The organism is Variovorax sp. J31P207 (assembly GCF_030316965.1).
Lineage (GTDB): Bacteria > Pseudomonadota > Gammaproteobacteria > Burkholderiales > Burkholderiaceae_C > Variovorax > Variovorax ginsengisoli_B.
On the sequence record NZ_JASZYN010000007.1, the window covers coordinates 471,574 to 495,443 of the forward strand.

General features: G+C 69.1%; 26 protein-coding genes and 1 riboswitch. Of the genes, 9 read left to right on the plus strand and 17 right to left on the minus strand.

The window, feature by feature from the left end:
• Nucleotides 1-4 precede the first annotated feature (4 nt).
• Both dtd and QTI68_RS25340 read right to left on the minus strand, forming a co-directional pair.
• A complete protein-coding gene (gene dtd, locus QTI68_RS25335) occupies nt 5-445 on the minus strand; it encodes a D-aminoacyl-tRNA deacylase (RefSeq protein ID WP_286525525.1) in 441 nt (146 codons plus the stop codon).
• Entirely contained in the window at nt 442-1,362 is a 921-nt protein-coding gene (locus tag QTI68_RS25340) for a cation diffusion facilitator family transporter (protein ID WP_286525527.1), read from the minus strand. Before QTI68_RS25340 ends, dtd begins: the two co-directional genes overlap by 4 nt.
• Before the next feature lie 135 nt (nt 1,363-1,497).
• Here QTI68_RS25340 and QTI68_RS25345 point away from each other — a divergent pair, with 135 nt between their 5' ends.
• Both QTI68_RS25345 and QTI68_RS25350 read left to right on the plus strand, forming a co-directional pair.
• Nucleotides 1,498-2,004, plus strand: coding sequence for a FecR family protein (locus tag QTI68_RS25345; protein WP_286525528.1), 507 nt, complete (start codon nt 1,498-1,500; stop codon nt 2,002-2,004).
• A complete protein-coding gene (locus QTI68_RS25350) occupies nt 2,001-2,612 on the plus strand; it encodes an OmpA family protein (RefSeq protein WP_286525530.1) in 612 nt (203 codons plus the stop codon). The genes QTI68_RS25345 and QTI68_RS25350 overlap by 4 nt, the downstream gene beginning before the upstream one ends.
• Before the next feature lie 21 nt (nt 2,613-2,633).
• Here the strand turns inward: QTI68_RS25350 and tyrS are convergent, their stop codons facing one another.
• Nucleotides 2,634-3,866 (minus strand): tyrosine--tRNA ligase, encoded by a 1,233-nt coding sequence (tyrS, locus tag QTI68_RS25355; RefSeq protein ID WP_286525532.1) that lies wholly within the window; start codon nt 3,864-3,866, stop codon nt 2,634-2,636.
• Nucleotides 3,867-4,023: 157 nt separating this feature from the next.
• On the opposite strand from tyrS, the gene QTI68_RS25360 reads away from it, so the two are divergent.
• Both QTI68_RS25360 and QTI68_RS25365 read left to right on the plus strand, forming a co-directional pair.
• Nucleotides 4,024-5,376 (plus strand): M23 family metallopeptidase, encoded by a 1,353-nt coding sequence (locus QTI68_RS25360; RefSeq protein WP_286525534.1) that lies wholly within the window; start codon nt 4,024-4,026, stop codon nt 5,374-5,376.
• 39 nt (nt 5,377-5,415) lie between these two features.
• Nucleotides 5,416-6,525: an anhydro-N-acetylmuramic acid kinase gene (locus QTI68_RS25365; protein ID WP_286525536.1), complete on the plus strand. Its 1,110-nt coding sequence runs from the start codon at nt 5,416-5,418 to the stop codon at nt 6,523-6,525.
• Here the strand turns inward: QTI68_RS25365 and mdtD are convergent, their stop codons facing one another.
• From mdtD to QTI68_RS25395, 6 genes are all read right to left on the minus strand, one after another.
• Nucleotides 6,526-7,944 (minus strand): multidrug transporter subunit MdtD, encoded by a 1,419-nt coding sequence (gene mdtD, locus QTI68_RS25370; protein WP_286525537.1) that lies wholly within the window; start codon nt 7,942-7,944, stop codon nt 6,526-6,528.
• A 74-nt stretch (nt 7,945-8,018) separates the two neighbouring features.
• Entirely contained in the window at nt 8,019-8,390 is a 372-nt protein-coding gene (gene erpA, locus QTI68_RS25375) for an iron-sulfur cluster insertion protein ErpA (RefSeq protein ID WP_286370102.1), read from the minus strand.
• 116 nt (nt 8,391-8,506) lie between these two features.
• Nucleotides 8,507-8,899, minus strand: coding sequence for a 30S ribosomal protein S9 (rpsI, locus tag QTI68_RS25380; RefSeq protein ID WP_183027376.1), 393 nt, complete (start codon nt 8,897-8,899; stop codon nt 8,507-8,509).
• A 12-nt stretch (nt 8,900-8,911) separates the two neighbouring features.
• A complete protein-coding gene (rplM, locus tag QTI68_RS25385) occupies nt 8,912-9,343 on the minus strand; it encodes a 50S ribosomal protein L13 (RefSeq protein ID WP_286370103.1) in 432 nt (143 codons plus the stop codon).
• A 181-nt stretch (nt 9,344-9,524) separates the two neighbouring features.
• Nucleotides 9,525-10,772, minus strand: a complete 1,248-nt coding sequence (locus tag QTI68_RS25390; protein ID WP_286525539.1) for a S1 family peptidase — start codon at nt 10,770-10,772, stop codon at nt 9,525-9,527.
• A gap of 8 nt (nt 10,773-10,780) precedes the next feature.
• Nucleotides 10,781-11,410: a hypothetical protein gene (locus QTI68_RS25395; RefSeq protein ID WP_286525541.1), complete on the minus strand. Its 630-nt coding sequence runs from the start codon at nt 11,408-11,410 to the stop codon at nt 10,781-10,783.
• Nucleotides 11,411-11,545: 135 nt separating this feature from the next.
• Here QTI68_RS25395 and QTI68_RS25400 point away from each other — a divergent pair, with 135 nt between their 5' ends.
• The gene (locus QTI68_RS25400) at nt 11,546-12,472 is read left to right on the plus strand and encodes a 23S rRNA (adenine(2030)-N(6))-methyltransferase RlmJ (RefSeq protein WP_286525542.1); all 927 of its coding nucleotides are present in this window, start codon (nt 11,546-11,548) and stop codon (nt 12,470-12,472) included.
• An 18-nt stretch (nt 12,473-12,490) separates the two neighbouring features.
• Here QTI68_RS25400 and QTI68_RS25405 read toward each other — a convergent pair whose 3' ends face one another.
• The 4 genes from QTI68_RS25405 to ahcY are packed head-to-tail and all read right to left on the minus strand — an operon-like array spanning nt 12,491 to nt 16,232.
• Nucleotides 12,491-13,162, minus strand: coding sequence for a septal ring lytic transglycosylase RlpA family protein (locus tag QTI68_RS25405; RefSeq protein WP_286525544.1), 672 nt, complete (start codon nt 13,160-13,162; stop codon nt 12,491-12,493).
• A complete protein-coding gene (gene metF, locus QTI68_RS25410) occupies nt 13,159-13,992 on the minus strand; it encodes a methylenetetrahydrofolate reductase [NAD(P)H] (RefSeq protein WP_286525546.1) in 834 nt (277 codons plus the stop codon). Before metF ends, QTI68_RS25405 begins: the two co-directional genes overlap by 4 nt.
• On the minus strand, nt 13,970-14,782 hold the full coding sequence (locus QTI68_RS25415) for a TlyA family RNA methyltransferase (RefSeq protein ID WP_286525547.1): 813 nt from the start codon (nt 14,780-14,782) through the stop codon (nt 13,970-13,972). The genes metF and QTI68_RS25415 overlap by 23 nt, the downstream gene beginning before the upstream one ends.
• Before the next feature lie 10 nt (nt 14,783-14,792).
• Nucleotides 14,793-16,232, minus strand: coding sequence for an adenosylhomocysteinase (gene ahcY / locus QTI68_RS25420; protein ID WP_286525549.1), 1,440 nt, complete (start codon nt 16,230-16,232; stop codon nt 14,793-14,795).
• 64 nt (nt 16,233-16,296) lie between these two features.
• A riboswitch (S-adenosyl-L-homocysteine riboswitch) is annotated at nt 16,297-16,366 on the minus strand.
• A 95-nt stretch (nt 16,367-16,461) separates the two neighbouring features.
• On the opposite strand from ahcY, the gene QTI68_RS25425 reads away from it, so the two are divergent.
• From QTI68_RS25425 to QTI68_RS25435, 3 genes are all read left to right on the plus strand, one after another.
• On the plus strand, nt 16,462-17,106 hold the full coding sequence (locus QTI68_RS25425) for a hypothetical protein (RefSeq protein ID WP_286525550.1): 645 nt from the start codon (nt 16,462-16,464) through the stop codon (nt 17,104-17,106).
• 62 nt (nt 17,107-17,168) lie between these two features.
• Nucleotides 17,169-18,797, plus strand: a complete 1,629-nt coding sequence (locus QTI68_RS25430) for a peptide chain release factor 3 (protein ID WP_286525551.1) — start codon at nt 17,169-17,171, stop codon at nt 18,795-18,797.
• Nucleotides 18,797-19,585, plus strand: a complete 789-nt coding sequence (locus QTI68_RS25435) for an HAD-IIB family hydrolase (protein ID WP_286525553.1) — start codon at nt 18,797-18,799, stop codon at nt 19,583-19,585. Before QTI68_RS25430 ends, QTI68_RS25435 begins: the two co-directional genes overlap by 1 nt.
• On the opposite strand, the gene QTI68_RS25440 is transcribed toward QTI68_RS25435, so the two are convergent.
• Nucleotides 19,572-20,429, minus strand: a complete 858-nt coding sequence (locus QTI68_RS25440; protein WP_286525554.1) for a DUF4399 domain-containing protein — start codon at nt 20,427-20,429, stop codon at nt 19,572-19,574. The two genes, QTI68_RS25435 and QTI68_RS25440, sit on opposite strands and share 14 nt — an antisense overlap.
• Before the next feature lie 87 nt (nt 20,430-20,516).
• Nucleotides 20,517-20,735 (minus strand): SlyX family protein, encoded by a 219-nt coding sequence (locus tag QTI68_RS25445; protein ID WP_286525555.1) that lies wholly within the window; start codon nt 20,733-20,735, stop codon nt 20,517-20,519.
• A gap of 48 nt (nt 20,736-20,783) precedes the next feature.
• Here QTI68_RS25445 and QTI68_RS25450 point away from each other — a divergent pair, with 48 nt between their 5' ends.
• A complete protein-coding gene (locus tag QTI68_RS25450) occupies nt 20,784-21,626 on the plus strand; it encodes a GNAT family N-acetyltransferase (RefSeq protein WP_286525556.1) in 843 nt (280 codons plus the stop codon).
• Nucleotides 21,627-21,632: 6 nt separating this feature from the next.
• Here the strand turns inward: QTI68_RS25450 and QTI68_RS25455 are convergent, their stop codons facing one another.
• On the minus strand, nt 21,633-22,589 hold the full coding sequence (locus QTI68_RS25455; RefSeq protein WP_286525558.1) for a Bug family tripartite tricarboxylate transporter substrate binding protein: 957 nt from the start codon (nt 22,587-22,589) through the stop codon (nt 21,633-21,635).
• A 94-nt stretch (nt 22,590-22,683) separates the two neighbouring features.
• On the minus strand, nt 22,684-23,730 hold the full coding sequence (locus QTI68_RS25460) for a histone deacetylase family protein (RefSeq protein ID WP_286525560.1): 1,047 nt from the start codon (nt 23,728-23,730) through the stop codon (nt 22,684-22,686).
• Nucleotides 23,731-23,870 lie beyond the last annotated feature (140 nt).

A 23,870-nucleotide genomic window follows, 5' to 3' on the forward strand; every position in this document is an offset into this window, starting at 1 on the left:
CTGACTACTGCATCTGCAGTGGAATCGTCACCGGCCCATCGTTCACCAGCTGCACCTGCATGTCGGCGCCGAATTCCCCCGTCGCCACCACCGGATGCGCATCGCGCGCCCGGCCCACGAAGTACTCGTACAGCCGCCGCCCTTCATCAGGCGCCGCCGCCTGCGTGAAGCTCGGCCGGTTGCCGCCGCTGACGTCGGCCGCCAGCGTGAACTGGCTCACCACCAGCAGGCCGCCGCCGACGTCCTGAACGCTGCGGTTCATCTTGCCGGCGTCGTCCGCGAAGATGCGCAGCTTCAGGATCTTCGCCAGCAGCCGGTCGGCCACCGCATCGGTGTCGCCGCGCTCGGCGCACAGCAGCACCAGCAACCCCGCATCGATCGCGCCCACGGTGCGCCCGGCGATGTCGACCCGCGCGCTGCCGACGCGTTGCAGCAGCGCCTTCACAGCGTCTCGGCCCTCGGCGTGGCGCGTGCCTCCATGCCCAGCGGCAGCAGCTGGATGGTCACGCGCAGGCCCGGCAGCGCGTCGATCAGCGCCTGCTCCAGGCCGTCGCGCAGGCCGGCGGCGCGCTCCAGCGACCAGGCACCCGGCACGTGCATGTGGAGGTCGGCGAAGCGCCGCTGGCCGGCCCGGCGGGTGACGATGTCGTCGAAGCGCAGTTGCGCGCCCTCTGGCACGCCGGTCGCGAAACGTTCGAGCGTGGCTTGCAGCAAGGCCAGCGACTCGGGCTCGATCGCCTCGTCCATCAGGCCCTGCGACGAGCGCCAGACCAGCGACAGGCCTTCGCGCACGATGTTCAGCGCCACGCCGATGGCCAGCACCGGGTCGAGCCAGAGCCAGCCGGTCAGGTGGACCGCCACGATGCCGACCACCACCGCCGCCGAAGTCCAGACGTCGGTGACCAGGTGACGCGCGTCGGATTCGAGCGCGATCGAGCGATGCACGCGCGCGGCCTTGAACATCACGAAGGCCAGCCACCCGTTGAAGGCCGAGCTGATGATCGACAGCCCCAGCCCCCAGCCGAGCTGCTCGAGCGGCTGCGGCGAGAGCAGCCGCAGCACCGCCACCCAGATGATGGCGATCGCCGCGCCGATGATCAGGATCCCTTCGAATCCCGAGGAGAAGTACTCGGCCTTGTGGTGGCCGTACGGATGCTCGTCGTCCGCCGGGCGGGACGCGACCGTGACCATCGCCAGCGCGAAGGTTGCGCTCGCCAGGTTCACGAACGATTCCATGGCGTCCGAGATCAGCCCCATGGAGTTGGTGATGTAGCCGGCCGCGCCCTTCAGCACGATCGTGACCAGGGCGACCACGATCGAGACGCGCAGCAGCCGGGCGGGAGTCAGCGAAGCGAATTTCAAGGGATAAAAGGTAACAACAATGCAAAGTGCGGACAAAGGCGCAATGGCCGGGCAGGCCGCGCTGGTGGATTATCGGGGTCGGTCCGCCCCTCGCGTACCATCGACCGCAACGCCCAGAATCGTTGCGGAGCTCCTGTGAACAAGAAATCGAACCAGGTCCTGCGGGGCCTCGTCCTCGCCCTGGCCGGCGTCGGCGCCCTGATCATCCATGCCGGCAACGCCCTCGCGGCCGAGACGTCCAAACCCTCGGCCGCCGAGGAACGCGCCGGCATCGTCAAGTCGGTCCGCGGCGATGTCCAGCTGCTCAGCGGCAGCGCCAAGGCGCGGGCCGCGATGGCCGGAGACGCCGTGGCGCCGATCGACCGCCTGCAGACCGGCGCCGACTCCGGCGCCAGCGTGGTGCTGCGCGACGGCACGACCCTGGTGGTCGGCCCGTCCTCCAGGCTGGACCTGAAGCAGTTCCATTTCGACTCGACCACCCAGGACGGCGGCATGGTGGTCTCGCTGCTGCGCGGCACGCTGCGCATGGTCACCGGCCTGATCGGCAAGACCCATCCCGATGCCGTGCGCGTCGAGACACAAAGCGCGGTCATCGGCATTCGCGGCACCGACTTCATCGTCGAGGCGGATTCGCAGCCGTGACGCCTCGCTCCCTCTGTCTGCTTGTCACCCTCCTGGCATCCGCCCTGCTCGCCGCCTGCTCCACCCCGCCGACCACCCGTGTCGTGCTGCTGCCCCAGGCCGACGGCAAACCGTCCGCGGTGGTGGTCAGCACCGAGGACGGCGCGGAAACGCTGTCGCAGCCCTACGAGCGGGCGACGGCCAAGCTGGGCGCCCACGGGGCGCCGAACGTCGACAAGGCCGACCCCGAGCGTGTCAAGCAGCAGAACAAGACGCTGTTCGAACTGATGCCGCCGCCCGCACAAAACTTCACCGTCTACTTCGAAGTCGGCGGCACCGTGCTCACGGCCGCCTCGCAAGTCACCATGAACGAGGCCCTGGCGGCGGCCCTGGCGCGCAGCGGCGGCGAGATCGTGGTCACGGGCCACACCGACACGGTCGGCACGCAGGCACGCAACGACAACCTGTCGCTGACCCGCGCGCTGGAAATCCGGCAGCTGTTCATCGCCCGGGACTTCCCGCCGGTCCGGATCGAGGCCGTGGGCCGCGGCGAGCGCGACCTGGCGGTGCGCACGGCCGACGAGGTCGCCGAGCCGCGCAACCGCCGCGTGACCATCGAAGTCCGGTAGCCCCGCACGGGCCCTGGCGGCTCAGCTCAGGGTCACCTTGGCGAACTTGCGCTTGCCCACCTGGACGACGTAGGTGCCCTGGGGCAGCTTCAGCGCCTTGTCGCTGACCACCGCCGAGTCGACCCGGACCCCGCCGCCGTCGATCAGGCGGTTGCCTTCGGAGGTCGAGGGCGCCAGGCCGGCCTGCTTGAGCAACTGGGCGATGCCCAGGGGGGCGCCGCCCAGCGCGACTTCCGGAATCTCGTCGGGCACGCCGCCCTTGCTGCGGTTGATGAAGTCCTGCTCGGCCGCCTCGGCCGCCGCGGCGCTGTGGAAGCGCGCGGTGATCTCCTTGGCCAGCGCGACCTTGGCGTCCTTCGGGTTGCGCCCGGCCTCGACCTCGGCCTTGAGGGCCGCGATCTCGGCCAGCGACTTGAAGCTCAGCAGGGTGTACCAGCGCCACATCAAGGTGTCGGAGATCGACAGCACCTTGGCGAACATGGTGTTCGGCGCCTCGCTGATGCCGATGTAGTTGTTCTTGCTCTTCGACATCTTCTCGACGCCGTCGAGCCCTTCCAGCAGCGGCATAGTGAGTATGCACTGCGGCTCTTGGCCGTATTCCTGCTGGAGATGTCGGCCGACGAGCAGGTTGAACTTCTGGTCGGTGCCGCCCAGTTCGAGGTCGGACTTGAGCGCCACCGAGTCGTAGCCCTGCATCAGCGGGTAGAGGAACTCGTGCACCGAGATCGATTGCCCGGCCTTGAAGCGCTTGTTGAAGTCGTCGCGCTCCATCATCCGCGCCACCGTGTACTTGGCGGCGAGCTGGATCATCCCGCGGGCGCCCAGCGGATCGCTCCACTCGGAGTTGTAACGGATCTCGGTCTTCGAGGGGTCGAGTACGAGACTTGCCTGTTTGTAGTAGGTTTGCGCGTTGGCCTCGATCTGCTCGCGGGTCAGGGGCGGCCGGGTGCTGTTGCGCCCCGACGGATCGCCGATGGTGGTGGTGAAGTCGCCGATCAGGAAAATCACCGTATGGCCCAGGTCCTGCAGCTGGCGCATCTTGTTGAGCACCACGGTGTGGCCGATATGGATGTCCGGCGCGGTCGGGTCGAGGCCCAGCTTGATCCGCAGCGGCGCCCCGGTCGCTTCGGAGCGCTGGAGCTTGCGCACCCACTCGTCTTGGGGGAGCAGCTCGTCAGTCCCACGGAGTGAAATTTCGAGGGCCTGTCCTACAACTTCAGACAGACTTGTGGATGTAACAAAACCGGGGTTCATGGGGCTCTTTGGCTGTTTTCTCTATGGCCGAAGCTATACTCAGCCCGACTTTTCCAAGCGCCGGATTCTAAGCGGCGCTGTGAACGCACCGTCCTGCCGCCCGTCCGACACGGCCCTCGCAGTACGGATTTGCAGAACCTGAGCTGGAATTCGAAGTTTGATCAACGGCATTCTTGCCGCCGAGGAGCTGATTGCTTCGCGCGTGGCTCACACATTTCGGACATACCCGAAGCAGATCACGGCTGCGATCGCCGCGTTGCTGCTGTCCGCTGGTGGCGGTGCCTTCGCTGTCGCCTCGCTCGGCCCCGACGCGGCCGAGATCCCGGTCAAGCAGGTGTTCGAGGCCGTTGCGCCGTCCACCTCCTTCGCCGACCAGATCGAGGCGCTCGACGCCCACAGCTTCACGCTGTTCCGCACTGAAATCACGCGCTCGAGCGATACCGCCGAGGCCCTGCTGCAGCGCCTCGGCCTGGCCGACCCGGCGGCCGCCGCCTTCGTGCGCGGCAACGCCGACGCCCGGGCCGCGCTGTTGAGCCGTCCCGGCCGCACCGTGACCGCCGAGGCGACCCAGGAAAACGCCCTGAAGAAGCTCAGCGCCCGCTGGATGCCCGATGGCGACGGCGGCTTCAAGCGCCTGGTGGTCGAAAAAACCCCGACCGGCTTCCGTGCCCGCACCGAGACCGATGCCCTGACGCCTGGCACCCGGTTGGCCAGCGGCGTCGTCCGGACCTCGCTGTTCGCCGCCACCGACGACGCCCGCATCCCCGATCCGGTCGCCAGCCAGCTGGCCGACGTCTTCTCGGGCGATGTCGATTTCCGCTCACTGCGCAAGGGCGACCGCTTCGCCGTGGTCTACGAGACGCTCGACGCCGACGGCCAGACCTTGCGCACCGGCCGCGTGCTGTCGGCCGAGTTCGAGAGCAACGGCAAGCTCTACCAGGCGCTGTGGTACCAGGAGCCCGGCCAGAAGGGCGGCTACTACCGCCCCAACGGCGACAGCCTGCGGCGCGCCTACCTGAGCTCGCCGGTCGAGTTCTCGCGCGTGACCAGCGGTTTCGCGATGCGCCTGCACCCGATCCTCAACAGCTGGCGCCAGCACCACGGCATCGACTTCGCCGCCCCCACCGGCACCCCGGTGCGCGCGGTCGGCGACGGCACGGTCGAGTTCGCCGGCACCCAGAACGGCTACGGCAACATCGTCATCCTGAAGCACCACAACAACCAGGAAACCGCCTACGCCCACCTGAGCCGGGTCGATGTCAAGGTCGGCCAGAGCGTCAGCCAGAGCCAGACGCTCGGCGCCGTCGGCTCCACCGGCTGGGCCACCGGTCCGCACCTGCATTTCGAGTTCCGGGTCAATGGCGAGTACCACGACCCGGCCACGATCGCCCAGCAGGACGGCGGCGCGCCCATCACCGCGGCCAACCGCCCCGCCTTCGAGCGGCTGGCGCTCGCCACGCGCACCGAGCTGTCGGCGGCCTTCTCGGTCGTCCAGGCCAGCGCCGACTGACGGCCGGCCGCGCGGCCTCATCCTCCGCCTGACCGCCCCATGGCTGAATTCTTCATCGGCCTGATGTCGGGCACTTCGCTGGACGGCGTCGACGGCGTCCTGGCGGATCTCTCGGACGACGGCATCGCCGTCCAGGGCTATGCGACGGCGCCCTTCCCGGTGGGGCTGCGCACCGAGCTGATGGCGCTCAACACCCCCGGCAACAACGAACTGCACCGCGCCGCCCTGGCCGGCAACGGCCTGGCCCGGGTCTACGCGCAGGTGGCGCAGCAGCTGCTCGAAGACGCCGGCCTGGCGCCCGACGCCATTGCCGCCATCGGCGCCCACGGCCAGACCGTCCGCCACCGCCCGGGCGAGTTCGACGAGGTCGGCTACACGCTGCAGATCAACAACCCATCGCTGCTGGCCGAGCTCACCGGCATCCGGGTGGTGGCCGACTTCCGCAGCCGCGACCTGGCGGCGGGCGGCCAGGGGGCGCCCCTGGTGCCTGGCTTCCACCGGGCCCTGTTCGCCCGGCCCGACCAGGCGGTGGCGGTGCTGAACATCGGCGGCATCTCCAACCTGAGCCTGTTGCCGGCCGGCGAAGGCACCGTGCTGGGCTTCGATTGCGGTCCGGGCAACGCGTTGATCGACCACTGGTGCCAGACCCACATCGGCCAGCCCTTCGACGCCGGCGGCCAGTGGGCCGCCAGCGGCCGGGTGCTGCCGGAACTGCTGGCCCGACTGCTGGCCGAACCCTATTTCGCCAAGCAGCCGCCGAAGAGCACCGGGCGCGACCTGTTCCATCCGAACTGGCTGGCCTCGCACCTCGGCACCTCCGAGGCGACGCCGGCCGACGTGCAGGCGACCCTGACCGAGCTCACCGCGAGCACCTGCGCGGCGCATCTGCAGCGCCATGGCGCCGACAGCCGGACCCTGATCGTCTGCGGTGGCGGCGCGCTGAACCAGCACCTGCTGGCCCGGCTGCGCGCCTTGCTGCCGGCGGTCGAGGTGGTGTCGTCCGCCGAGCGCGGACTGCCGCCGCAGGAGGTCGAGGCCGCGGCCTTCGCCTGGCTGGCGCGCGCCACCCTGAACGGTGAAGCCGGCAACCTCGCCAGCGTCACCGGCGCCCGCGGCCCGCGGTCGCTGGGCGGCATCTACCCCGCCTGATCAGCCCTGGCCCGAGACCTCGGGCTGGGCCGGCTGCACCGCCCGGGCTTCGGGCGGCAAGTGCCAGAAGATCAGGGCCGAAGCCAGCGTGACCAGTCCCATGCTCGCGAAGGTGGCCTCGAAGGCATGCAGGGTGGCCAGCGGGGTGGCGCTGCCGAACACCTCGGTGTAGCCGCCCAGCACCGCGCTGGCGGCCGCCACGCCCATGCTCATGGCCAGCATCTGGACCATCGACAGCAGCGTGTTGCCGCTGCTGGCCATGCTGCCGTCCAGGTCCTTGAGAGTGATCGTGTTCATGGCCGTGAACTGCAGCGAATTGACGGCGCCGAACACAAGCAGCTGCGCGAGCTGCAGCACCGCCGGCTGGTCGGGCGTGGCCAGCCCGAAACTGGCCATCGTCAGGCCCACCAGCGCGGTGTTGACCACCAGCACGCGGCGATAGCCCCAGCGCAGGATCAGCGGCGTTGCGAAGCGCTTCATCGCCATGCCGGCGAGCGCGATCGGCAGCATCATGAGCCCGGCCTTCAGCGGCGAGTAGTTCATCGACACCTGCAGCAGCAGCGGCACCAGGAAGGGCATGCAGCCGCTGCCCAGGCGCGAGAACAGGTTGCCCAGCAGCCCGATGCTCAGGGTCGGGATGCCGAACAGCGCCGGCTCGAACAACGGGTCGGGCCGCCGCTGCGCGTGCAGCCAGTAGGCCGTGATGCTGGCGAAGCCGAAGATCATCAGCACCACCACGCCGACGCCGTGCAGCCCGAGGCCCGACACGCCGTCGATTGCCAGCGAGACCGTCACCATGCCGAAGGCCAGCATCGCATAGCCCACGCCGTCGAAGCGCCGCTGCAGCGCGGCCCGCAGGTCGGGCATGAAGTAGAGCGTGGCGACGCAGCCGGCCAGGCCCACCGGCACGTTGATGAGGAAGATCCAGTGCCAGGAGGCGTACTGCACCAGCCAGCCGCCCAGGGTCGGCCCCAGGAGCGGGCCGATGAGGCCCGGGATGGCGACGAAGCTCATCGCCGCCAGGAACTCGGCCCGCGGCACCGAGCGCAGCAGCGCCAGCCGGCCGACCGGCAGCAGCAGCGCCCCGCCCATGCCCTGCACCACCCGCGCCGCCACCAGCTGGCCGATGCCGCGCGACAGCGCGCACAGCACCGAGCCGATCACGAACAGCACGATGGCCGAGAAGAAGACCCGCCGGGTGCCGAAGCGGTCGGCGATCCAGCCCGAGGCGGGGATCAGCATCGCCATCGTGAGCGCATAGGCCACCACCACCGACTGCATCCGCAGCGGGCTCTCGCCGAGGCTGGCGGCCATCGCCGGCAGTGCGGTGTTGATGATGGTGGCATCCAGCGTCTGCATGAAGAAGCCGACGGCCACCAGCCACAGCAGGCTCTTGCGCGGGGATTCGGGGGAAGTCATCGATCAGGGAAATGGGCAGGCAGCAAAAAGCCGCCCGAAGGCGGCTTCTTCACGGGCGGCGATGCGCCGGCACGTCAGGCCGAGAAGCTCGAGCCGCAGCCGCAGGTGCTGGTCGCGTTCGGGTTCTTGATCACGAACTGGGCGCCCTGCAGGTCTTCCTTGTAGTCGATCTCGGCGCCGACCAGGTACTGGTAGCTCATGGCGTCGATCAGCAGCGAGACACCGTTCTTGGTCATGGTGGTGTCGTCTTCGTTGGTGATCTCGTCGAAGGTGAAGCCGTACTGGAAGCCGGAGCAGCCGCCGCCCTGCACGAACACGCGCAGCTTGAGGTCGGGATTGCCTTCTTCGGCGATCAGGTCGGCGACCTTGGCGGCCGCGCTGTCGGTGAAGACGATCGGCTCGGGCATCATGGCCGGGGTCTGGATGGTTTCTGCAACGGCGCTCATTGTGAGGGGACTCCTGTGGGGCCGAACTTCGCGGCCGATCGACCAATGCTACTTCAATCAACAAAAAACCGCCCGAAGGCGGTTTCTTGACATTGCGAGCGGTAAGCCCAAACGCCTTAGCGCTTGGAGAACTGCTTGCGGCGGCGTGCGGAATGCAGGCCGACCTTCTTACGCTCGACTTCACGCGCATCGCGCGTCACGAAGCCAGCCTGGCTCAGCACCGGCTTGAGCGTCGCGTCGTAGTCGATCAGCGCGCGGGTGATGCCGTGGCGCGCCGCGCCGGCCTGACCCGATTCACCGCCGCCGGCGACGTTGATCATGATGTCGAAGGTTTCGACGTTGTTCGTCAGGAACAGCGGCTGCTTCGCGATCATGATGGAGGTTTCCCGGCCGAAATAAGCCTGGATGTCCTTGCCATTGACCGTGATCTTGCCGGTGCCCTTCTTGATGAACACACGGGCGACGCTCGATTTGCGACGGCCGGTGCCATTGTTCCATTCACCAATCATTCTCAAGGCTCCTTACAGTTCCAGCACTTTGGGCTGTTGGGCGGTATGCGGGTGCTCTGCACCACCGTACACCTTGAGTTTCTTGATCATCGCGTAGCCGAGCGGGCCCTTGGGCAGCATGCCCTTGACGGCCTTTTCCAGGGCGCGGCCCGGGTGCTTGGCTTGCATGTCGCGGAAGTTCGTCGCCGTGATACCGCCCGGGTAGCCCGAGTGACGGTAGTACACCTTGTCGATCGGCTTGGCGCCGGTCACGCGGAGTTGCGATGCGTTGATGATGACGATGAAGTCACCGGTGTCGACGTGAGGCGTGTAAATGGCCTTGTGTTTGCCGCGCAAACGGAGAGCAACTTCGCTGGCTACTCGTCCGAGGACCTTGTCGGTCGCGTCAATCACAAACCACTCGTGCGTCACGTCAGCGGGCTTGGCGCTGAACGTTTTGGTCATGAGTTTTCTCTTTTGAAGAGGGTTTGGCGGGCCCTTTTCCACGGTCGGCGTTCCTCTTGCGGGAATCTCTTAGGTGGTGGTTGTCCTCCGCCGCGGGGCCACAAAAGCGCTGCGAAGCCCTCCATTATATGAAGAATCGGGCCTGGAGGGCAAATCCGGCCCTTGGGCCCTGGCTCTGGCCCTATCGGAGCACGTGCACCAGTTCGAGGGATTCGTTCGAGCTGCTCGCGTTGCCGCGCCGGTGCTCGGCCTCGAAACGCACCACCCGGCCCAGGTCGCGCGCATACCAGGCCGAAGCCCTGAAGGGCGTGCCGACAGGCGAAGCGCCGGTGCCGTAGGAAGCGTAGATCCAGCCTGCGTAGTCGATCTGGACCACGTTCAGGTCCACGCCGTCGACGCGCATCGTCCGTTCGGCGACCACCGTGGCATCGAGTTCATGGCGCCATTTCTCGCCCGTGACCGCCACGTAGTCCAGGTGCCAGCGCATCCCGGGCTTGAGGTCCTTGCGCCCCCAGCCGCCGGGCGGCGACGAGGCGTCGTAGGTGCCGCCGGCCGGCGAGGCGACCGAGACCACCCGGCCGTCGGTCTTCTCGACCCGCCCGCCCATGTTGAAGATCACCTCGTCGCCCGTGACCCGATCGACCCGGTAGACCACGGTCGACCGGTTGCCGGTCAGGCGGTCGACGCGCTGGAATTCGAGCCCGTCGCCGGGCCGCAGGGGCGCCGTGAGGGCGTTCGCCGGCGCGGTGCCGGCCGCGGCGGTTCGGACGTCCCCCCGCGGCCGCTGGGCCAGCGCGGCCTGGGCGCGGGCCGGAATTTCGGGCACGAAATCGGCGGGCACGGCGAAACCGGGCGCGCCAGGGTCGCGGCCGGCGGCGCTGGTGATGCCCAGCAGGCGGCCTTCGGCGTCGAACAGGCCGCCGCCGCTAGCTCCCGCGGCGAGCACCGCGGCCAGCTGCAGCTGCCGGTCGTCGCCGTCCTCGCCACGCAGGCCGGTGAGCATGGTCTCGCCCAGCGTGTTCTCGACGCCGCGCGGACTGCCGGCCAGGTAGGCCTTCTGGCCCACCCGCCCCGCCCCGGCCGGCGCCAGCGGCACCGGCGCGGCATTGAAATTGGCGACCCGGATCTGGCACAGGTCGCGCTCGACGTCCGGGTGTTCGAGCGTCGCGCCGTAGGTCACGTTGTCCTGCCGGATCACGAAGCTGGCGGCCTTCGCGAGCACGTGGCAGGCAGTCACCAGGCGGCCCGGTGCGATCACCACGGCACTGCCGGTGCGCAGCGGGCGCTCCTGCGCGTCGAGGGTGCGGACGGTCCAGACAGCGGGCGACACCCGCGCGAACAGCACATCGGGCTCGAGCGCGAAGGCGCCCGAGGCGACCAAGGCGCCGGCCAGGAAGGCCGCCGTGCGGCCGATGCATGAGAGGGTCATGGCGCGGCTCACTTCCGGGCCGGCAGCAGGGCGCCGAGATCGTCGAGCGAGACGCGGGAGGCCGGCTTCGGCGCTGCCTCGGGCGTCGGATCGGGCGGCGGCGCGGCTGCCGCGACCACGCGGGCCGGCGGGGGTGCCGCGGGGGCTGGCGCCACGACTTCGGCCACCGCGACCTTCGCCGGCGCGGCAGCAACAGGCACCGGCGCAGGCGCCACCAGCCGCGTCACGCCCAGCGCCACGCCGGCGACCGGCTGGTCGCCCTGCTGCACGCTGCGGTCGTAGCTGCGCTCCTCGCCGAACACGAGCTGCATCCAGCTCGGATAGTTGTAGCCGGCGCCGCTGCCGACATCGATCGCGGCGCCGATCACACCGCCGACCACGATGTTGCCGACCATCCCGGCGTTGACCCGCGACACCGCCTGGCCGGTCGCCGGCGGCAGCCCGGCCTGGGTGCATTCGACCTTCAGGTTGGCGCCGGAACGCCGCACCAGCACGCTCTGGCCGGACTGCGTGAGTGCATCGCCCTTGTCGTTCGACAGCCGGCACTCGGCGCCCTCGATGGCCTTGCCGTCGGACGTCAGGGTCTCGACCTTGAGCGACTGGGTGGTACCGTGCGTGACCGACGCACAGCCGGTCAAAATAGAGAGGACGCCGGCGCATGCGCACAGGCCCCAGAATCGCCATCCAGCTCCTCGCATCCTCGATCCTTGTAATTTAATGTTACAGCGCGAGAGTCTAGCGACGTCCCGATCATCTTCCAGGCACTATTCCTCATGTTCAGTTACCGCCACGCCTTCCATGCCGGCAACCACGCCGACGTGCTCAAGCACACGGTCCTGATTGCCACGCTCGAACACCTGCTCGAGAAAGACACAGCCCTCACGGTGGTCGACACCCACGCCGGCGCCGGCCTCTACCGGCTCGACGGCGACTACGCCGGCACCAGCGGAGAGGCCGCCGACGGCGTGCTGCGGCTGGTCGGCGGCGGCGCCAAGCCGGCGCCACCGAAGGGCGCCAAGGCCGCACCCGACGCCCCGCTGGCCGACGCCCTCGCCCGCTACCTCGAGGTGGTGGGCGACTTCAATCCCAAGGGCGGCGCCAAGATCTACCCGGGATCGCCGTTCATCGTCCATCACCTGCTGCGCGAGCACGACAAGCTCAAGCTGTTCGAGCTGCACCCGACCGATGCCCGGACGCTCGACGCCAACATCGCCCAGCTCGAGGCCGGCCGCCAGATCACGGTGCTGCGCGACGACGGCTTCGGCAGCGCCACCAAGTTCCTGCCGCCGCCCTCGCGGCGGGCACTGGTGCTGTGCGACCCCAGCTACGAGATCAAGAGCGACTACGCCCGGGTGCTCGACTTCGTGGGCGAGGCGCTCAAGCGCTTCGCCACCGGCACCTATGCGGTCTGGTATCCGATCATCCCGCGGCCGGAAGCGCACGACCTGCCGCGCCGGCTCAAGACGATGGCCACCAAGGCCGGGAAGTCCTGGCTGCACGCCACGCTGACGGTCAAGTCGAGCAAGATCACGACCGATGCGACCGGTGCCACGCACCGGCCGGGCCTGCCAGCCAGCGGCATGTTCCTGATCAATCCGCCCTACACGCTGAAGCCGCTGCTGGCGGCGGCCCTGCCGCAGATGGCCGAGCGGCTGGCGCAGGACCGCAACGCCACCTTCTCGCTCGACAGCGGCGGCTAGCGTCGGCGTCGGCTGGCATCAGCGCCGCTTGCGCAGCGGCAGGGTCTTCAGTGCCGGCTTCGGCGCCGGCTCCGGCGCCGCCTGGGCCGGCGTCTCGACCGTGCCGACTTCCGTGCCGCCACAGCGGTCGGTGTCCTTGTCGGCGATCGACAGCGCCACCGTCTTGATGCCCATGCCGAGCATTCCGATTTCTTCCGCCGCGGCCCGGCTGAGGTCGATGATGCGGCCCGAGGCATAGGGGCCGCGGTCGTTGATCCGCACCAGCACCTCGCGCCCGTTGACCAGGCTGCGGACGCAGACGCGGGTGTTGAACGGCAGCGTCCGGTGCGCCGCCGTGAGGGCCGTCATGTCGAAGCGCTCGCCGCTGGCGGTCTTGCGCTGGTGGAACTGGATGCCGTACCAGGACGCGCCGCCGCGCTCGAAGATCTCGCGCCCGCCCTCATCGCCCGGGATGCCGTCGTCGGGCCCGAGTTCGCGCGCGCCCGACACAGCCAGGTCATAGCGCACCGACGGCACCGCGGAGCGCGGCGGAGCGCCGGGCGGCAAGGCCGGCTGCCGGGCCAGCGGCCGCAGTCGGAACCCTGCACCGCCGGCCTCATCACCCGGCGCGGTGGGCTGCAGCGAACAGGCCGCAAGCCCGGCCGCAAGCAACGCCATCGACAGCGTCGCGATGCGGCGGCTCAAACTCATTCGGCCCAACCCAGCCGCTGCAGCACGCCGAGCGTGGCCACCGACTGGTTCATCGTGTAGAAATGCAGCGCCGGTGCGCCGCCGGCGCACAGCCGCTCGCACAGCGCCGCGACCACGTCGAGGCCGAAGGCCTTGATCGACGCCGTGTCGTCGCCGAAGCCCTGCAGCCGCAGCCGGATCCAGCGCGGGATCTCGGCGCCGCAGGCGTCCGAGAAGCGCATCAGCTGGGTCGAGCTGGTGATCGGCATGATGCCCGGCACGATCGGCGTGTCGAGCCCCAGGGCACGCGCGTCGTCGACGAAGCGCCAGTAGGCCTCGGGGCTGAAGAAGTACTGCGTGATGGCCGAGTCGGCCCCCGCGCGCACCTTGGCCGCGAAGGCCTGCAGGTCGGCGTCGGGCGAACGGGCCTGCGGATGCACCTCGGGATAGCAGGCCACCTCGATATGGAAATCGCGGCCGGTCTCCGCGCGGATGAAGGCCACCAGGTCGCTCGCATAGAGGAACTCGCCGCCCACGCCATAGCCGCTCGGCAGGTCGCCGCGCAGCGCGACCAGGCGCTTGACGCCCATCGCCTTGAGTTCGCCGAGCTGCTCGCGCACCGTCGCCTTGGTGGCGCCAATGCAGGAGAAGTGGCAGGCCGCGGCCACGCCTTCGGCGAGGATCTCGCGCACCGCCCCGAAGGTGCCGTCGTGGGTCGAGCCACCGGCGCCGTAGGTGACGGAGCAGAACTCGGGCGACTGCGCGTAGAGCTGCTGGCGCACCGCGCGCAGCTTGACCGCGCCCTCGGGCGTCTTGGTCGGAAAGAACTCAAAGCTCAGCGGAAGGCGCACGGCCGGCTCCTGGTTGGCCGTCCGCAGGAACAGCATGGATGAAGAATTCGCGGTTGCCGTCGCCGCCCTCGATCGGGCTGTCGAGCCAGCGCACGACGCGCAGTCCGAGCGCCGCGCAGCTGTCGCGCAGGCGCTGCTCGACCAGCGCGTAGAGCGCCGGGTCGCGCACGATGCCGCCCTTGCCGACCTGGCCCGGCTGCAGCTCGAACTGCGGCTTGACCAGCATCAGCAGGTCGCCATCGGCCGCCAGCAGCGGCACCAGCGCGGGCAGCACCAGCGTCTGCGAGATGAAGGACAGGTCGCCGACGATCAGGCCGAAGCTGTCGTCGACCGGCGCCTCGTCGGCGTCGGATTCGGCGGCCCAGGCCTCGGCCGTCAAGGTGCGCGCGTTGACGCCCTCGACCGCGGTCACGCGCGCATCCTCGCGGATGCGGGCGTGCAGCTGGCCATGACCGACGTCGACGCCGACCACATGCGCAGCGCCGCGCTGCAGCAGGCAGTCGGTGAAGCCGCCGGTCGACTGGCCGACGTCGAGACAACGCCTGCCCGTCGGGTCGATGCCGGTGGCGGTGAGCGCGCCCTCCAGCTTGAGGCCGCCGCGCGACACGTAGCGGGCCTCGGCGGCATCGAGCAGTTCGAGCTCGGCCGCTTCGGGGATTTCGTCGCGGTTCTTGCCCACGACGCGCCAGTCGGCGCCATCACGCCAGCGCAAGCCGCCGGCGATCAGGCGAACCGCCTGCGAGCGCGAAGCGGCCAGGCCGCGTTCGACGAGCAACTGATCGGCACGCAAGGCGCGGCGCTCAGTAACGGTAGGTGTCCGGCTTGTACGGACCGTTCTTGTCGACGCCGATGTAGGCGGCCTGGGTGTCCGTCAGCGTGGTCAGCATCGCGCCGACCTTCTTCAGGTGCAGGCGCGCGACCTTCTCGTCCAGGTGCTTGGGCAGCACGTAGACCTTGCCGGCCTGGTAGGCGTCGGGCTTGGTGAAGAGCTCGATCTGGGCGATGGTCTGGTTGGCGAACGAGGACGACATCACGAAGCTCGGGTGGCCCGTGCCGCAGCCCAGGTTCACGAGGCGGCCCTTGGCCAGCAGGATGATCTTCTTGCCGTCGGGGAAAGTGATGTGGTCGACCTGCGGCTTGATCTCTTCCCACTCGTACTTCTCGATCGAGGCGACGTCGATCTCGTTGTCGAAGTGGCCGATGTTGCAGACGATCGCCTGGTCCTTCATGGCGGCCATGTGCTCGTGGCGGATCACGTCGCGGTTGCCGGTGGTGGTGACGAAGATGTCGGCCTTGTCGGCGGCGTATTCCATCGTGACGACCTTGTAGCCTTCCATCGCGGCCTGCAGGGCGTTGATCGGGTCGATCTCGGTCACCCAGACCTGGGCGCTGAGGGCGCGCAGGGCCTGGGCCGAGCCCTTGCCGACGTCGCCGTAGCCGGCCACGCAGGCGACCTTGCCGGCGATCATCACGTCGGTGGCGCGCTTGATGCCGTCGACCAGCGATTCGCGGCAGCCATAGAGGTTGTCGAACTTGCTCTTGGTGACCGAGTCGTTGACGTTGATGGCGCGGAACTGCAGCGTGCCCTTGGCCGACATCTCGTTCAGGCGGTGCACGCCGGTGGTGGTTTCTTCGGTCACGCCGATGATCTGGGCCGACTTGCGGGTGTACCAGGTGGCATCGACCGCCAGCTTGGCCTTGATCGCGGCGAACAGGATGCGTTCTTCTTCGCTGGTCGGGTTGGCCAGCACGCCGAGGTCCTTCTCGGCCTTCTGGCCCAGGTGCATCAGCATGGTGGCGTCACCGCCGTCGTCGAGGATCATGTTCGGGCCTTCGTCCTTCGAGCCCTTGGGGCCGAATTCGAAGATCGCGTGGGTGTAGTCCCAGTAGTCGGTCAGCGACTCGCCCTTGATCGCGAACACCGGCGTGCCGGCGGCGGCGATGGCGGCGGCGGCGTGGTCCTGGGTCGAGAAGATGTTGCACGAGGCCCAGCGCACGGTGGCACCGAGGGCCTGCAGCGTCTCGATCAGCACGGCGGTCTGGATCGTCATGTGCAGCGAGCCGGTGATGCGCGCGCCCTTGAGCGCCTGGCCCTTGGCGAATTCCTCGCGGATCGCCATCAGGCCGGGCATCTCGGTTTCGGCGATGCGGATTTCCTTGCGGCCCCAGGCGGCCAGGGACAGGTCGGCGATCGCCTGGTCGGCGGTCGAGACGGGGGTGGTTTTGAGAACAGCGCTCATTGTGGGCTCCAAAGCGGGTTTGACAGTGGCCACTGCATTCGGGGAACGGACTCACCGCGAGAACAGCGGGTGAGCGTGGTTGCGATGATGGTCCGAGCCTCACGCCTGACGGCGCTGCAACGCTCCTCGGAACGGCGCATTTTAACGCCAGCCGCCGGACCGCCGCCAGCAAGGCGCGCCGGATCGGCCTAGACTGCGCTTCCCCTCCACTGCCGCACCGAATTCCGCCATGTCCAAAGCCAGCGTCCTCGCCCTGTCACTTGCAGCCGCCGCAGCGGCCGTTCTGTCCACCGCGGCTTGGGCCCAGGGGGGCGCGGCCCAGCCTCCGGTGCGCGTGCGCGGCGTGATCGCCCATGTCGACGCCACCTCGCTGACCGTCAAGGACCGCAGCGGCGAGGTCGTCACGATGGTGCGTCCGCCCGACATGCGGGTGGTCGAGGTGCTGCCGGTCACGCTGGACGCGATCAAGCCCAACAGTTTCGTCGGCGCCGGCTCGCTGCCCCAGCCCGACGGCACCCAGCGCGCGGTCGAGGTGCTGGTCTTTCCGGAGGCCATGCGCGGCACCGGCGAGGGTTTCCGGCCCTGGGACTACATGCCCAACGGCACGATGACCAACGCCACCGTCTCGGCCCTCGCCGCCGCGCCGTCCTCGGTGCCGGGCGGCCGCAAGCTGGTGCTGCGCTACAAGGACGGCGAAAAGACCGTGATCGTGCCCCGCGGCACGCCCATCGTCACCTTCAAGCCGGCCCAGGACGACCAGCAGGCGCTGGTGGTGCAGGGCGCGAAAGTCGTCGTCACGGCGCAGCTGAAGGACGGCAAGCCGACGGCCTCCAGCTTGCTGGTGGGCCGCAACGGCTTCACGCCGCCGATGTGAACGGTAAAATTGCGGGCTTTGCCTTCAGCAGACCGCGCCCGTGAGCGCGCACCGCGTTCACCATGACCTTCGCCTCCGAAACCAAACGCCGCCGCACCTTTGCGATCATTTCCCACCCGGACGCCGGCAAGACCACGCTGACCGAGAAGCTGCTGCTGTTCTCGGGCGCGATCCAGATCGCCGGCTCGGTCAAGGCCCGCAAGGCCTCGCGCCATGCGACGTCCGACTGGATGGAGATCGAGAAGCAGCGCGGCATCTCGGTGGCCTCGTCGGTGATGCAGATGGTCTATCGCGACCACGTCATCAACCTGCTCGACACGCCCGGCCACAAGGACTTCTCCGAAGACACCTACCGGGTGCTGACCGCAGTCGACTCGGCACTGATGGTGATCGACGCCGCCAACGGCGTCGAAGCCCAGACCCGCCGGCTGATCGAGGTCTGCCGCCAGCGCGACACGCCGATCATCACCTTCGTCAACAAGATGGACCGCGAGGTGCGCGAGCCGCTCGAGCTGCTCGACGAGATCGAGCGCGAACTCGGCATGCCCTGCGTGCCGATGACCTGGCCAGTGGGCCAGGGCAAGACCTTCGGCGGCATCATCAACCTGCGCACGCAGGCGATGACGGTGTTCGAGTCGGGCCAGGAAAAGCTGCCGCAGGACTTCGAGACGATTCCCCTGACCGACCGCGAGGCGCTCCACAAGCGCTTCGGCCGCGAGTTCGACCACGCGACGGAAAGCATGGAGCTCGCCACCGGCGCCTCGCCGAGCTGGGACCGCGAGGCCTTCCTGGCCGGCAAGCAGACGCCGGTGTTCTTCGGCTCGGGCGTCAACAACTTCGGCGTCATGGAAGTGCTCGATGCGCTGGTCGACCTGGCGCCGCAGCCGCAGTCGCGCACCAGCACCACGATGGTCAACCGCCAGCCGGTGGTGAAGGAGATCCAGCCCGAGGACAAAGATTTCGCGGGCGTGGTCTTCAAGGTGCAGGCCAACATGGACGCCAACCACCGCGACCGCATCGCCTTCGTGCGCATGGCCTCCGGACGCTACACGCCGGGCATGAAGCTGCGCGTGCAGCGCACCGCCAAGGAACTGCGCCCGACCAGCGTCGTGACCTTCATGAGCCAGCGCCGCGAAGCGGTCGAGGAAGCCTACGCCGGCGACATCGTCGGCTTCACGACCCATGGCGGCGTGCAGTTGGGCGACACCATCACGGACGGCGCCTCGCTGCAGTTCACCGGCCTGCCCTTCTTCGCGCCCGAGCTCTTCATGACCGTGATCCTGAAGAACCCGCTGCGGACCAAGCAGCTGCAGCAGGGCCTGGCGCAGCTTGGCGAGGAAGGCGCGATCCAGGTGTTCCGGCCCGAAGTCGGCGGCCCGATGCTGCTCGGCGCCGTCGGACAGCTGCAGTTCGAAGTGGTGCAGCACCGGCTCAAGACCGAGTACGACGCCGACATCCGGCTCGAGGGCTGCCAGTACACGGGCGCCCGCTGGATCACGGCCGACACGCCGGCCGAACTGCGCGCCTTCGTCGATGCCTATCCGCAGCGCATGGCGCTCGACGCGGCGAACACGCTCGCCTACCTGTGCACCTCGCCCTACGACGTCCGGCTGGCACAGGAGCGCTTCCCGAAGATCCACTTCCACCCGCTGCGCGAGCACGCCGGCCTGGCGCTGCAGACCGCCTCCTGATGATTCCCCTTGGCGAGTGGCCGCTGGCGGCGCGGCGGGCGCTGGTCGGCGTCTTCACCGACATCGACGACACGCTGACCACCGAAGGCGCGATCAGCGCCGATGCGCTGGCGGCGCTGGCCGACCTGCGCGCGGCCGGCCTGCACCGGGTGGCGATCACCGGCCGCCCGGTGGGCTGGAGCGAGCCCTTCGCGAACGTCTGGCCAGTGGACGCGATCGTGGCCGAGAACGGCGCCGTCGCCCTGCTGCCGCTGCCCGGCGGCGGCCTCGAGAAGCGCTACCAGCAGGACGCGCCCACGCGCGAACGCAACTTCGCCCGCATGCAGGCCGTGCTGGACCGCCTCGAGCGCGAGATCCCGGGTGCCCGGCGCGCCACCGACTCGGCCGGCCGCGAATGCGACATCGCGATCGACCACAGCGAGTTCACGCAGCTCGGCGATGCGCAGATCGCCGCCGTGGTGGCGCTGATGCAGAGCGAGGGCATGCATGCGACCGTCAGCAGCATCCACGTCAACGGCTGGTACGGCAGCCACAACAAGCTCGAAGGCGCGCGCTGGATCGTGCGCGAGCTGTGGGGCCGCCGGCTCGACGAGGAGATGCCGCGCTGGGCCTACGTCGGCGATTCGACCAACGATGCGCTGATGTTCCAGCACTTCGACAACAGCATCGGCGTCGCCAACGTCCGCCGCTTCGAGGCCGCGCTGTCCCACCTGCCGCGCTATGTCGCCAGCCGGGAGCGCGGCGCCGGCTTCGCCGAAGCCGCGGCGGCGGTGCTCAGGGCACGGTGAAGGCGACCGGCCTGGCCCGTGCGACCACGTTGCCGGCCGCCGTGTTGCTCATCAGTTCGAGCCGCGCGTTGTAGCTGCCCTTGGGCGGATTGAGCCACAGCTCGGTCTGCCCGCCCTCCAGCTCGATGATCTCGGCCTTCTGCCCGGGGCGTTCGAGCACCAGCCGGAAGTGCCCGGTGTCGGGCACCTTGGGGGCTGCGTTCGAGACATTCAGTCCGCTGGCATGGAACTGCACCCGCAGCGGCAATTGCACCGTGCTGCGGTCGGCCGGGCTCAGCAGCTCGACGCGCGGCGTCCCCAGCAGGCTGGCCGGCGTGACGCCCTTGTTCTGCTTGCTGACCGTGAACTTGAGCGGCTTGCTGTAGACGAAATACGGGATGTGGCCCTGGTCGGCCAGCACCAGCCGCATCGTGTAGGTGCCCGGCGGCAGGTCGACCACGGTCTCCATCTGGCCCTTGCCGAAGTGGATGTAGTGCTCGGTGAAGGGCAGCGGCTTGGTGAAATCGAGCGGCAGCGGCTGATCGATCAGCAGGTGGTGATGGCCGGCCGAGCCCGCAGTCTTGCCGGCCGGCACGATGCCCCGCATCGAGAGGCCGAAGCGGGCGACGAACGGCGCCTCCGTCGTGGCGCCGTCCTTCAGGTTGGTGAAGTAGGCTTCGGGCGACCAGTTCGGCGGCGGCACCACCCAGGGGTGGACCACGACGTCCGTGCCGTCGGCTGCCGGCGCCGCGGCTGCGGGCGGCGCATCAGCGGCCTGGGCGGCGACGCCACCCGCCCCCAGCATCAGCGCGGCCACCGCCGCAGCCTCGATCGCCCGCCTCCCTCGACGCTCTGGATGCCGCATATCTACTCCTTAAGTATTGATCTGATTGTGTATCAAAGAGTACTAAACGGTGAACGCACATGACTGGTGGAAGCGTGAAAAAGGTCTTCAGTAGTGCGGCGGCAACTCGTCGCGCAGGTTGCGGGCGCCGCCGGTGCCTGGATCGGGGCTTTGCTGCCGCAGCAGCGCCACCTGCCGCAGCAGGCTGTCGATCTGTTCCTGCTGCCGGTAGATCGTCAGGTTCAACTGGTCCAGCAGGTCTTCGGTGAAGCTCGCCTTGATCTCGAGTTCGGTCAGGCGGCGGTGCGCGTCTTGCGAGGTGTCCATGCCGCTATTGGACAGGAAGCCGGCACGGCGCCGGTCCAGAATGCGGAAATGGACCCGACGATTCGAACGCTCGGCCTCGCCGAGATGCCGCTCGTCATCGAGATGGCCGCCCGCGAAGGCTGGAACCCCGGCCTGCACGATGGCGCCTGCTTTCACGCCGCCGACCCCGGCGGCTTCCTGGTCGCCGAGCATCGCGGGGAAGCGATCGGCTGCATCGGCGCGGTCTCGTACGCGGGCCGCTTCGGCTTCATCGGCCTCTACATCGTCGCGCCGGCCTGGCGCGGCAAGGGCGTCGGGCTCAGGCTCTGGCGTGCCGGCATGGCGCGGCTGGCCGGCCATGTGGTGGGACTGGATGGCGTCCCGGCGCAGCAGGACAACTATCGCCGCAGCGGTTTTGCCCTGGCCTGGAACAACGCCCGCTTTGCCGGTGTTGCCCGAGGGGGCGGCAGCGCGCCGCCGCAGATCGTCCCGCTGGCCACTGTCGACCCCCGCCTCCTGGCGGCCGACGATCGCCGCGTGTTCCCGGCGCCGCGCGACGCATTTCTGCGCGCCTGGGTCGGCATGCCCGATGCGACCGGCCTGGCCTGGCTCCAGGACGGGCGGCTCGCCGGCTGGGGGCTGATCCGCCGCTGTCGCGAAGGCCACAAGATCGCGCCGCTGCTGGCCGACGACCCGCAGGTGGCACGCGCGCTGTTCGCCTCATTGTGTGCGGCGGTGCCGGCCGGTGACTCGGTCTACATCGACGTCCCGCTGCCGAACGCCGACGCGGTGGCGATGGCGCGGGCCGAAGGGATGCGCAGCGTCTTCGAGACCGCCCGCATGTATGCCGGCGCCGCGCCGCCCTGCGACCTGCAGCGGGTCCATGGGCTCACGAGCTTCGAGCTCGGATAGCCCCGCTCACTGCGGCTTGGCCAGCCCCAGCTTCTCGATCAGCGCCTTCTCGCGGGTGAAGGTGGTCTGCGCGAACTTCGTGTAGTCGGCCGAGCTCATGTAGATCGGCAGCATGTCGTAGCGGCCGAGCGCCGCCAGGTAGCTGGGCTCTTCCATGGCCTGCTTGAAGGCGTCGTGCAGCTTCTTCACGACCTCGGGCGGCGTGCCCTTGGGCGCCCCGATGCCGAAAGGCGAGTTCTGCACGATGTCGAGTCCGAGTTCCTTCAGGGTCGGCGCGTCCGGGAACTTGGCGAGGCGCTTCTCGCCCCAGGTATTGAGCACGCGCAGCTTGCCCGACTCGACCAGCGGCGCGAAGCCGGTCGAATCGGCGATCGCCATCAGGTGGTTGCCGAGCACCGCCTGCGCCAGGTCGGCGCTGCCCTTGTAGGGCACGTGCTGCAGCTGGATGCCGAGCTGCTGGGCGATGCGCTCGGTCGTCAGGTGCGGACTGGTGAGATTGCCGGTCGAGCCGTAGGTGAGCTTGCCGGGATTGGCCTTGGCGTAGGCGACGAAATCGTTCCAGGTCTTGAACGGGCTGTCGGCCGGCACCGCGATGCCGAAGGCGTAGCCGGTGACGTTGATGACGTAGCTGATGTCCTTGACCGGGTCCCAGTTGATCTTGGTCGTGTAGGGCAGGCGGAACACGCCGAGCGGAATCTGGCCGATGGTGTAGCCGTCGGGCGGCGCGGTCTGCAGGGCCTGCGCCGGCAGCGTGCCGCCGGCACCCGGCTTGTTGTCGACCACGATCGGCTGGCCGAGGATCTTGGACGCGTTGTCGGCCAGTTGCCGCATCGTGATGTCGGTCGGGCCGCCGGCCGGGAAGGCGATGACCAGCTTGATCGGCCGGGTCGGGAAGGTCTGCGCGTGGACGGCGGTGGCGGCGACGCCGAGCAGCGCGGCGCACAGGAGGGAACGACGAAACATGGGGCAACTCCGCAACGGATTCGAAAGGCCGCATTGGGCCGCAGGGACATTCGCGCGGCAAGCGGGTATGTCCCCGGGTGGCGTCGCCGCCGCGTCAGCCGGATCGCTGCATGAAGCCTTCGAGCACGTTGACCGCGTTGGCACCGACCTCGGCCACGGCATAGCCGCCCTCGAAGACGAACACGGTCGGCAGGCCCGCCCGGGCGAGGTCTTCGCCGACGCGCAGGTAGTCGGCCGTGGCGAGCGTGAAGCCGGCGATCGGATCGCCCGCGAAGGTGTCGAGCCCGAGCGAGACCACCAGTGCGCCCGGCTTGAATGCGGCGATGCCGCGCAGCGCCGTCGCCAGCGCCTCGCGCCAGAGCGCGAAGCCGCTGCCGCGCGCCAGCGGCAGGTTGTGGTTGAAGCCCAGGCCCTCGCCGGCACCGCGCTCGTCGGCGTAGCCGAGGTAGTACGGATACTCGGTGTGCGGATCGCCGTGCAGGCTGGTGAACTGGACGTCGGCGCGTTCGTAGAAGATCGCTTGCGTGCCGTTGCCGTGGTGGTAGTCGATGTCGAGCACCGCGACGCGCTCCACGCCGGCATCGCGCAGCGACTGCGCCGCGACGGCCGCGTTGTTGAGGAAGCAGTAGCCGCCGAAGAAGTCCGCGCCCGCATGATGACCGGGCGGGCGCGTGAGCGCAAAGGCCGCACGATCGCCCTGCAGCACGCGCGCCGCGGCGGTCAACGCGCAGCAGGCGCCGGCGCGGGCCGCGGTCCAGGTGCCCGATGTCAGCGGCGTGCCGGCGTCGTACGAGAACAAACCCATGCGCGCTGGGAAGCTCGCCGGCAGCACGTCCGAGCGGAAGGTGCGGATCGGCCAATAGGAAGGCAGCGCATCGCGTGTGGCGTTGGCCGGGTCCAGGGCGACCCATTCATCCCAGGCCGTCGACAGGAAGTCGAGGTAGCGCTTCGCATGGACGCGTGCGATCGCTGCGTCGTCGAATGCAGCGGGTTCTTCGATGGGGCCGAGCCGGCGCTGCTGCAATTCCTGCAGGACGTAGTCGGCGCGGGCAGGGACCTCGAAGCATGGCACGAGTGCGCCGCGGAACATCTCGAGCTTGCCGTGATGAAGCGCGTGGCGGTGGTTGTAGATCGTGAGCATGGCGGTAGGGTAACGCTGAAGTTTCGGGACGGCGATGGCGGGCGGTATGCCCTGGACCGGCCGACGTCACCGGCCGCTTCGCGGCTGCCCTGCGCTGCTCGCGGTACGCGGGGTCCGCGCAAACTCGCTTCGCTCAAACA

What these genes read in the sequence shown, in the direction of transcription:
- QTI68_RS25450 (WP_286525556.1), top strand. Translation starts at nt 20,784, where the DNA reads ATGGACCCGACGATTCGAACGCTCGGCCTCGCCGAGATGCCGCTCGTC.
- QTI68_RS25425 (WP_286525550.1), top strand. Translation starts at nt 16,462, where the DNA reads ATGTCCAAAGCCAGCGTCCTCGCCCTGTCACTTGCAGCCGCCGCAGCG.
- rpsI (WP_183027376.1), bottom strand. Translation starts at nt 8,899, where the DNA reads ATGATTGGTGAATGGAACAATGGCACCGGCCGTCGCAAATCGAGCGTC.
- ahcY (WP_286525549.1), bottom strand. Translation starts at nt 16,232, where the DNA reads ATGAGCGCTGTTCTCAAAACCACCCCCGTCTCGACCGCCGACCAGGCG.
- QTI68_RS25455 (WP_286525558.1), bottom strand. Translation starts at nt 22,589, where the DNA reads ATGTTTCGTCGTTCCCTCCTGTGCGCCGCGCTGCTCGGCGTCGCCGCC.
- QTI68_RS25365 (WP_286525536.1), top strand. Translation starts at nt 5,416, where the DNA reads ATGGCTGAATTCTTCATCGGCCTGATGTCGGGCACTTCGCTGGACGGC.
- erpA (WP_286370102.1), bottom strand. Translation starts at nt 8,390, where the DNA reads ATGAGCGCCGTTGCAGAAACCATCCAGACCCCGGCCATGATGCCCGAG.
- rplM (WP_286370103.1), bottom strand. Translation starts at nt 9,343, where the DNA reads ATGACCAAAACGTTCAGCGCCAAGCCCGCTGACGTGACGCACGAGTGG.
- QTI68_RS25435 (WP_286525553.1), top strand. Translation starts at nt 18,797, where the DNA reads ATGATTCCCCTTGGCGAGTGGCCGCTGGCGGCGCGGCGGGCGCTGGTC.
- QTI68_RS25400 (WP_286525542.1), top strand. Translation starts at nt 11,546, where the DNA reads ATGTTCAGTTACCGCCACGCCTTCCATGCCGGCAACCACGCCGACGTG.
- QTI68_RS25445 (WP_286525555.1), bottom strand. Translation starts at nt 20,735, where the DNA reads ATGGACACCTCGCAAGACGCGCACCGCCGCCTGACCGAACTCGAGATC.
- tyrS (WP_286525532.1), bottom strand. Translation starts at nt 3,866, where the DNA reads ATGAACCCCGGTTTTGTTACATCCACAAGTCTGTCTGAAGTTGTAGGA.
- QTI68_RS25405 (WP_286525544.1), bottom strand. Translation starts at nt 13,162, where the DNA reads ATGAGTTTGAGCCGCCGCATCGCGACGCTGTCGATGGCGTTGCTTGCG.
- QTI68_RS25460 (WP_286525560.1), bottom strand. Translation starts at nt 23,730, where the DNA reads ATGCTCACGATCTACAACCACCGCCACGCGCTTCATCACGGCAAGCTC.
- mdtD (WP_286525537.1), bottom strand. Translation starts at nt 7,944, where the DNA reads ATGACTTCCCCCGAATCCCCGCGCAAGAGCCTGCTGTGGCTGGTGGCC.
- QTI68_RS25440 (WP_286525554.1), bottom strand. Translation starts at nt 20,429, where the DNA reads ATGCGGCATCCAGAGCGTCGAGGGAGGCGGGCGATCGAGGCTGCGGCG.
- QTI68_RS25390 (WP_286525539.1), bottom strand. Translation starts at nt 10,772, where the DNA reads ATGACCCTCTCATGCATCGGCCGCACGGCGGCCTTCCTGGCCGGCGCC.
- QTI68_RS25430 (WP_286525551.1), top strand. Translation starts at nt 17,169, where the DNA reads ATGACCTTCGCCTCCGAAACCAAACGCCGCCGCACCTTTGCGATCATT.